The 1446-nt window shown below is 36.0% G+C and carries 1 protein-coding gene; it reads right to left on the bottom strand.

The annotated features are described in order from the left end of the window. The coding region (gene tarQ, locus RAC86_RS38650) for a (poly)ribitol-phosphate teichoic acid beta-D-glucosyltransferase TarQ (RefSeq protein WP_377886950.1) at positions 1–1444 on the bottom strand (1444 nt) is incomplete at its 3' end. Between the last annotated feature and the right edge of the window lie 2 nt (positions 1445–1446).

Raw genomic sequence — 1446 nt, 5'->3', positions numbered from 1 at the left:
AGTATGGTCTGGCGCTGTAGACAAACAAAGCGTTATGCCCTAAATACATCGTTTTTGTGGAATACTTGTACGCGGCACGCTTGTTTCCTATTCTTGCCCTTAATTTGTAGCCGTCTATTGACGATTCAATAAAGAAATCCCAAACACCTAAATCTTCTTCAGCAGAAGCCAGTTCATCAAACTTGCACTCAAATGTAAAAGTTGAATTTTTATATGAAGCCGGCGCAATGTATTTTTCCGCCTTTGTATCACGATGAACAAATACTCCTGTCAGAGATTGATTTTTATTCTTTTCATCATCCAACAATTTGTGTTTAATGGTTCCTTGAATGCTGAGGCTGTGATCGCTAAACTCAATATTCTGCAGATAATGCTCAAGCTTATTTTTATAATTTACTTTTAATAACTCTTCAGAAATTGGATACCGTTCTAAGCTCGGATAACGTGCAATTAACTCCCCGTTATTAACAGTACAGAACTTTTTAATGTCTTGTTCCTCCCGCTCATACTGGGTTAATCCTCGCAAATCATTATTCCGAATAAACAGCAGCCGCAATTTGATATGCGGAAGTACAAATTGATCAGCCTCTTCAGGCACTGCATGAATAAATGATGACAAATATCTAAACCATTCAGCTCTTTCTTCATCGGTTTTCATTTTAATCGTGACATTTTTTGTCCGAGAAAAATCAAAATGCCTGTTTAAAAATACTGCCATCAGCTTAATTTTTCTGGCTTCTTCAAGGTCACTTGCCTTGATAGCAGAGACAATATCTTCCATCGCTCCATAGAAGTTCTCTGGAGGAACATATGCAACACTCATATGTTCACCGTCTCTTTTGACCAGATAGTAATAATCATAGTCAGCTGAAACAGAAATCTTCTTTGCTTTCAAATAAGCGTTCATAGTGAAGACTTGATCTTCCGCTGCTTTTATGTGAGTAGGGAAGGTAATTTTATTTTCTTTTAAAAGTGAGGCTTTAAACAGTTTTTGGGGTCCCAATGTAAAAACAATTTTGGAATCAACCAAATCAACATCCGGGTTCGTTTCCTTAAACATTGATTTGGGAACACCTCTGCCGTTTATCCCTTTTAACTTTCCTAATGTAATATCTGATTGATTCTCTTTTGAGAAATTGTACCATCTTAACAATGCTTCATTGCCTATATAGTCATGGGAATCAACAAATAGAATGTATTCACCCTTGGCAATTTTTATAGCATCATTCCGCGGAGCACCTGGACCGCCTGAATTTACTGTTCTTTCAATAACAACAACATTTTCATATTTCTTTTTATATTGATTCAAAATGTCTAAAGATGAATCCGTAGATTTATCATCAACACATATAATCTCATAATCCTCTTTTGGCATCGTTTGATTAACTAAGCTGTCAAGACATTCGGAAATAAGATCTTCTGAATTATATACAGGGATAACAATGC

The organism is Bacillus sp. LR_5 (assembly GCF_042709275.1).
This window is presented reverse-complemented; position numbering and strand designations above follow the sequence as displayed.